At 34.8% G+C, this 6,891-nt stretch carries 5 protein-coding genes and 1 pseudogene; 2 read left to right on the top strand and 4 right to left on the bottom strand.

Going from position 1 to position 6,891, the window contains the following annotated elements:
• Positions 1 to 199: 199 nt before the first annotated feature.
• The 4 genes from H1P_RS29490 to H1P_RS29475 all read right to left on the bottom strand — a co-directional run bounded on the left by H1P_RS29490 (position 200) and on the right by H1P_RS29475 (position 4,883).
• The gene (locus tag H1P_RS29490) at positions 200 to 1,372 is read right to left on the bottom strand and encodes a DUF262 domain-containing protein (protein ID WP_144874465.1); all 1,173 of its coding nucleotides are present in this window, start codon (positions 1,370 to 1,372) and stop codon (positions 200 to 202) included.
• Positions 1,373 to 1,472: 100 nt separating this feature from the next.
• Positions 1,473 to 3,200 (bottom strand): ATP-binding protein, encoded by a 1,728-nt coding sequence (locus tag H1P_RS29485; RefSeq protein WP_246142014.1) that lies wholly within the window; start codon positions 3,198 to 3,200, stop codon positions 1,473 to 1,475.
• Positions 3,201 to 3,291: 91 nt separating this feature from the next.
• Positions 3,292 to 4,308: a YcjF family protein gene (locus H1P_RS29480; RefSeq protein WP_246142013.1), complete on the bottom strand. Its 1,017-nt coding sequence runs from the start codon at positions 4,306 to 4,308 to the stop codon at positions 3,292 to 3,294.
• A gap of 230 nt (positions 4,309 to 4,538) precedes the next feature.
• Positions 4,539 to 4,883, bottom strand: a complete 345-nt coding sequence (locus H1P_RS29475) for a hypothetical protein (protein ID WP_144874463.1) — start codon at positions 4,881 to 4,883, stop codon at positions 4,539 to 4,541.
• 695 nt (positions 4,884 to 5,578) lie between these two features.
• Between H1P_RS29475 and H1P_RS29470 the strand changes: the two genes are divergently transcribed.
• Both H1P_RS29470 and H1P_RS29465 read left to right on the top strand, forming a co-directional pair.
• Positions 5,579 to 6,115 carry a WGxxGxxG family protein gene (locus H1P_RS29470; RefSeq protein WP_144874461.1) on the top strand — a complete coding sequence of 179 codons (537 nt, stop codon included), beginning with the start codon at positions 5,579 to 5,581 and terminating at the stop codon, positions 6,113 to 6,115.
• Between the two features lie 403 nt (positions 6,116 to 6,518).
• A pseudogene (locus tag H1P_RS29465) lies at positions 6,519 to 6,891 on the top strand (hypothetical protein); the annotation flags it as partial.

The following is a 6,891-nucleotide window of genomic DNA, read 5'->3' as shown; positions in this document are numbered from 1 at the left end:
TTTTTTGATGTCTTCTACTTAAGAGTGCATTGTCTCATTATTCTGTCAATGCGTAAGTCCTATAGTCTTCTGATTTTTTCTGTTTCGTATTTCTCTCTTGTAAAAGAAATTTTCGTAGATTTTCACTAGTTTTGATGATTGAACGGACGGTAGAAATATTAGGTTTCGCTTGTTGTAGAAGTTCTTGAAACACTAATATCTACTCCGCGATTATTTGACTTAGCATCTCATCAAATAGCTTTATTCTTTCTTGTAAATCTGCTTTAGTTCTTCCTGCACCAGTAAATATATTTTTCTTATCTTTAGCTAACAGTTTTTTGGTTTCTTCAAGAATTCTTGATTTTCTTTCGATTAATAAATCAACATCATTGAGATGATTACTTAACCCTACCATAACTGCATCATAAAAAGCTTTATATGAGTTATCTTTCCATTGCTTGGTTTTAACATCGAATGGTTTGAACAATTTATCTTCATAAATAGTACTTGCCAAATTAATAGTTTCAATAAAAATTCCTTCTAATATATTAATGTCTCCTTGAGAAAAATTAAGACTTTTAATCATATATAAATTAAGAAATCCCTCTATACCATTACGAAACTCATTAGCATGACGAAAGGCGAAAAAACGTAAAACTAATTCTACATCTTCCATTTTTTTATAGAGATTATTTTTTCTTAATTTATCCTTGTTTTCGAGCGGAATGCCCCAAGCCTTTGCAAAAATGCTGTTATTTGCCAGTTTAAAGAGTAAAGTGTTGAATATTCCCGAATATATGCAGTTACGGATTTCTTGTTTACTTAACGAAACACCACCAGTATTAAGTCTTTCAAAAGTAATTTGTTTGAGAAAAAACGCTTCTTCTTTATTTTGTGTAGATTCAGTAATTAAGACGATAGATGATATAGCACGTCTATCAATACCTGCTTTAATTTTATCGGGAAGCTGTTGATAGGTACGTCCATTTAATTCTGACCACATCTCCAGTCCAGTAAGCTCCAAATCATTATTATAAAAGTCTTTGATTGCTGTAATACGCTGTTGACCATCCATGACTTCATAAGAATTATATTCTCTTTCATAGAGAATAATAGGAGGTACTGGGATATTAATTAAAAATGATTCGATAAGTTGTGATTGTTTTTGTTCGTCCCACCGCAATCTTCTTTGATAAAAAGGACTTACATCCATGTAATTAGTTTTTTTTAGAGAATCGGCAAAACTTGGCAGCTTTTCACGATTCATCTCAGTAAGAATGCGTTGTTGTCCTTGTTCGTATTTGATATTAATTTGTTCGTCAGTCATGTGAGACTTGCCATTATTTAAAGATGACTTTTCCCACATTCTTTCTTCTGCTGGTGCAACTAACATCGATTTAATGCTCTAAAGGACTGCAAAGTAATCAACTATAAATATAGACTAACTTGTTTTGAATTCTATAGGTCGGTCTTAATTAAACTGACTCCGAAGTTTACTTTTGCCATGTAAAGTAAAAAGTCGCTCCTTCACCGAGTTGAGATTCTACCCATATTTTACCGCCTTGACCTTCAACAATTTTTTTGACAATCGATAAGCCAATTCCCGTACTTTCGATAGTATCTCTTGCCTGTAGAGTTTGGAAGATCGTAAAAATGCGCTCGTGATATTGAGGATCGATACCTAATCCATCATCGGAGACAGCAAACTCATAAAATTTATCCTGCTCTTTAACCGATATTGTAATCTTGCCTTTCTGTTGAGGATGATACTTAATCGCATTACTAATGAGATTAGAGAAAACCTGTTGTAATAAAAGTGCTTCGGTTTTCAACGTAGGCATATGTTCAGCAACAATAATCTCAAATTCTGGTGGTGGTGACAAAGAATCGATCGCCTCTTTAACTAAATTGCCGACATGAATTGTTTTAACTGGAATGTTTTTTCTTCCGACACGAGAATATTCTAATAAGCCTTGAATTAACCCATCCATCCGCTTAACCCTAGACTGCATTAGCTGTAATTGCTGTTGATTTTCTTCGGGTATTTGGTCTTCTAAATCTTCACTCAACCAAGTTGCCAAATTGGCGATCGCTCGCAGTGGTGCTTTAAGATCGTGGGAGGTAACGTAGGCAAAGTGGTCTAATTCTTGGTTGCGTTTTTTCAACAGGGATGTGATGTTAAGCAACTCTTGGTTAGCCCATTCTAACTGTAGAGCTTTTTCTTGGAGAGAATTTTCCGCCTTCTTTCTGGTGTCTAATTCATTTTGCAAGTTACCTAATAACTCTGCTTGTTGAATAGCGATGGCAAGCTGGACGGCTAATTTATCTAATAAATTAACTTCCTCTGTTTCCCAATGACGACTATCGCTACATTGATGAGCAATTAATAAACCCCAAAGACTTGGATTATTTTTTGATGGATAAGGAGAAAGTAGAATCGGAATGATCGCATTAGCTTTGACTTGAAACTCTTCTAATAATTCAATGTGACATTCAGAAAGCTCTGATTCGTAAATATTATCAATTGCTAGAGTTTCTCCTCTATCGTATCTGGCTGTACCGTTATTTTGAAAGCAAGTATCGATTACTTTTTGACCTAAAGACTGTTTCCAACCAGACTTTACCGACTCAGCAACAATATCACCACTCATATCTGGTGCGAATTGATAAATTGCCACGCGATCGCAGTTTAATAATAACTGTACTTCTTTAACCGCAATCTCAAGAATTTCTGATAAATCTAAAGACTGACGAATATGTAAAGCGGTTTCGGCTATTAACTGTTGTTGCTGAAAATTTTGGGTCAGCAGAGATTGCAAATGATGTTGCTGTAAAACATTTTTAACTGAAATAGTTAATATTTCAGCAGTTAACTTTCCTTTTACCAGATAATCTTTAACCCCGCTTTTCATTGCTTTTACTGCCACTAACTCGTTACCCTGCCCTGTAAGCATGATAATCGGCGGAATTTGGCTTAATTGCGATTTTAATTCTTCGATCAACTCTAAACCATCAAAATCAGGTAGCAAATAATCGAGTAAAATCAAGTCTGGCTGTATTGATGCTAGTTGTTCCAAACCTTCTTCACCAGATTCTGCTTCAATAATCTTGTACTTAGATATAACTACTTTACTTAGATAACGACGGTAAGCCTGGCGATCTTCGGCAGAATCATCAACGATGAGAATTGTATATTGGCGGATAGTCATTTCATTCAACATTTATTGTTGGCGAGGGCAAGCAGAATTTTAATAGATATCAATCTTGAATTTAGGACAAGTTCTGAATATATAATTTACTGATTACTGATAATTAATTTAATGTTGTCAGATCTAGATGAAATCTGATCGCAATCTGACTCAATACTTTTTGCTCTTCTAAAGTAATTTCTCCGTTTGATTTAGCGATGTCATAGCATCTGTTTAAAGTCAAAGGTGCAAACGGGGGTATTAGCTGTTCTAGTAAGATAGATAAATCTTGTGGTTGTTCCAGGTTTTCCGCGATCGTTGTAACTGAAGATGGGGAAATATCTTTAATTGTCGGTAAAATTTCTGCCCAGTCTTGTTTGGGACAACTAACTCTTACCATATGTGCCAAAATGCGATCCATGATTTTAGACTGCTGGAGGGCGATTTGCCAATCATGCTCGGTTTCTTGTTGCATTAATAAAACGTTAGTCTCATTAGCTTTTCCTTCATAAAAGCGACAGGCAGTTTGTCCCAAAACATAAAGCATAGCTGCATTAGTAGAAGCACCAACAACCGCACCAATACCAGGAATAATTTCAACAACACTTAAGCCTGTTTTTAAGACATCTGCACCAAGAGATAAACCAAAGATAGCTAGTACTTCTCCCCGTCTGGCAGGTTCGTTTAAATCCAAACCATAGGCTGCTGCAATTTCATAAACCATTTCCGTTTGCAGTTTGGTAGTAGCAATTAATTCTACCCCCAGAAATAAGGCTGCAATAGGGGGAATAATATTAGTAATTAGTCCTAAACGTCCACCAGCAAAAGCTTTTTGTACTATTAAACGATGGGCAATTTGATTGGGGGTTTCGTTGGGATATTCTACTTTAAGGCTTTTTACAGTAGCCTGAATTTTGCTGGTATCTACTTGACCCAAAAAAGTCATGATCCAGTCTAAACCAATAATATTATCTGCGGATTTTAAAACAGGATTAGATGCAATCCATTCTAGAGTTTGTCCAGTAGAAATGGTACTCTGTTCTAAAAAGTTTTGTGCTTCTGTGGTTAAAGTATCGGTTAAGTTACTGATGGTATTGATTGCTTCTGTAAAAAAGTTTTCTGAAGACATTTTTTGAGACATAAGTATTGAGATTTAATTGAGAATTAGATGATTTTAGTAAATAATAACAATAAAAATAAAGCGGTTTGAAATCAGTACTAATTTTTCTTGATTTCTCCTAGTTAATATCGAATTTCCTGACTATACACTAAACTTGGAATAGCCAGGAAATATATTGCTAGTTAAGCATTGCTAGTTGCAGATTTTCATTCACAATTGGTTTCTGCATCGCAACACCATATTGGTAATGATTAATTAGTAAGATTGTCTAAAAGGTTCGCTGCTTGTTCTTTAATTGTAGTCGCATCGCTAGCGTCTTCAGGACTTACCATCTTATCTTTGTCTGCACCACCCTGTACTTCATTCAATCCTTTTTGAGACTCTTTAGTTACTTCATTAATTCCTTTAGGATTGGAACGAGCAACACTATCAGTTTTTGCTTGAATTCTATTTAAGCTTGCTTCACCATCAGTTGTTCTACTAGGTGTCGCTTGAGCAGGATAAGCACTAGAAATAAACAATACACCACATACCATAACTGTAAGTGCTAAACGAACAGATAACTTTAACCAGTTGTTTAGTTTATTGAATAACATAACGTCTTCCTCAAAAATTTATCTGTCACATTTGTAACAGTTTGGATCGTGATATCACATCTAACTAAAGAAGGAGAATAACTCGAATATTCTGGCATAGTGGCGTAAAGATAGATTAAATATAAGGAATTACTAGCTAATTTTGCCGAATAAGTGCTATTTAGGTTTTATTATTCTATCTATCTTCGGATAGAGATGTAATGCTTCTTGCAAGAGTTAAATTTTTACTACAAGAAATATACAAAATTAGGTTTCTGACGGCTCGTTTGTTCTTTCATTCGCTGTATCAATCAAAAGTTAGATTATTATTTCCATCGAAATATAGATGTAATCTAAACAGTAAAAAACTTTAATAGTAGATGAAAGTTAATCGAACTAATTAATTATGAGTAATGAAGCTTTGCACCACTTCAAAGATGCAGAAGAAATTTCTGATGTCATTCTTCAAGCAAGAGTAGATGACAACGGCGATCGCCAATAGTAGTAATGAACGTTTGACTATCAACTATGGATATAAATAATTGCTCATAAATAGGTAAAGATTTATTGGCATACCAAAGAGAAATACTTCTTACTTAAAAGTATTATTTGATTACCTTGTTATTAATTAAAGTTTGCTCCCGACGAGAGAAAACACATAATAACAATATCGATTTATTGATTCACTATATAAACAACAAAATCAGGACTTTTTCATGAACTTAACTAAATTAACTGCAACTACTATTATTACTCTTAGTTTAGCTTTACCCACAGGTGCAGCTTTCAGCCAAGAGAAAGAAGAAACTGTAGACCAAAACTTAAATCAAGCAGAACAAAATCTTGATAGTGCTGGTGACAATCTCCAAGATGCTGGAGAAGCTTTGGGAGATACTATTCAAAACACTGGTGAAGCAGCAGGACAAGGGCTAGAGAACACTGGTGAAGCAGCCCAACAAGGGCTAGAAAACGCTGGCGAAACCGTAGAACAAAACTACCAACAAGCAGAGGAACAGGTACAAAGAACTGCTACTGAAGCCGAAGAAAACATCAATCAAGCAGCCGAAGCAGCCCAGACAGAAATTGCGGAAACTGCTGCTGCAATTGAACAAAGATCGAATTGGGGTTGGTTAGGTTTACTCGGTTTATTGGGATTGTTTGGTTTAACTGGCAAAAGCAAAACTACCAAAGTAGAAGAACATCGCAACTTAGAATCTCTTGAAGCCCCCACTACCACTGTTCAGAATCGTTAATCAGTGCTTTAGTTAACTAATTAAATTAAAAAGGGACAGTTAATCTGTCCTTTTTTTTGAGAAAAATCCTAATCAAGACAAACATTTTAAAAATTTTTTTGAGCAGATTCTAGGACTGTTGGTAGATAAGTTGCGGTCTGCTGACAGCAGCACTTCGCGATCGCCAATAGTTCTATTTTTTTCTGACTTCTCTTGGTGCGCTTATCTTTGTATGCCTTCTTTGGCGTGTGTTTCGATGGACATTTTTTGATTTTGACTAGCATTATTGCTTAATATTTCTTAACTTATATAGATTAACCATGCTATATTTCTAATCGAATCATGCCTCATCATTTGGTAGAAATCGCTTTTTCAAGTCTTCTGATTTTTTGTGTTGGTCTTTACTACTGGTTATTATTTAACAATGGCTGATTTGATAATTAATAACTGCAATCTGATGATCGAAAAACAACCCGTAAGCAAGTCTCAATATTTATGGTGGAAAAAGTTAATCGCTATAGTTGCTGTAATTAACTTATTTTTGGTTGTCTTTAATATCAGTTATTTACCCTTAAGAGATATTTATCTGCGCCAAACTCCTTTGGTAGTCGAAATTTATGACTCTGTTAAAGGAATTGAACCCCATCCTGATACAGAAATCTATTTACAAACTGTAGATAATCTCCAGCAATCAATTAATCAAAAGGGATTAGCAGCAGCCTCTACAGAACAACTATTAAAATCTTTAAGACAACAAAGTATCGCTTTAATCGAAGAAAATCCTTTTTTGACTGCTG

Origin of the sequence: Hyella patelloides LEGE 07179 (genome assembly GCF_900659865.1) — a bacterium.
GTDB classification, from domain to species: domain Bacteria; phylum Cyanobacteriota; class Cyanobacteriia; order Cyanobacteriales; family Xenococcaceae; genus Hyella; species Hyella patelloides.
This window is presented reverse-complemented; position numbering and strand designations above follow the sequence as displayed.

Bases quoted from the DNA above. Each gene is read 5' to 3' on its own strand.
- H1P_RS29490 (WP_144874465.1), bottom strand. From the start codon at position 1,372: ATGTTAGTTGCACCAGCAGAAGAAAGAATGTGGGAAAAGTCATCTTTA.
- H1P_RS29485 (WP_246142014.1), bottom strand. From the start codon at position 3,200: ATGTTGAATGAAATGACTATCCGCCAATATACAATTCTCATCGTTGAT.
- H1P_RS29480 (WP_246142013.1), bottom strand. From the start codon at position 4,308: ATGTCTCAAAAAATGTCTTCAGAAAACTTTTTTACAGAAGCAATCAAT.
- H1P_RS29475 (WP_144874463.1), bottom strand. From the start codon at position 4,883: ATGTTATTCAATAAACTAAACAACTGGTTAAAGTTATCTGTTCGTTTA.
- H1P_RS29470 (WP_144874461.1), top strand. From the start codon at position 5,579: ATGAACTTAACTAAATTAACTGCAACTACTATTATTACTCTTAGTTTA.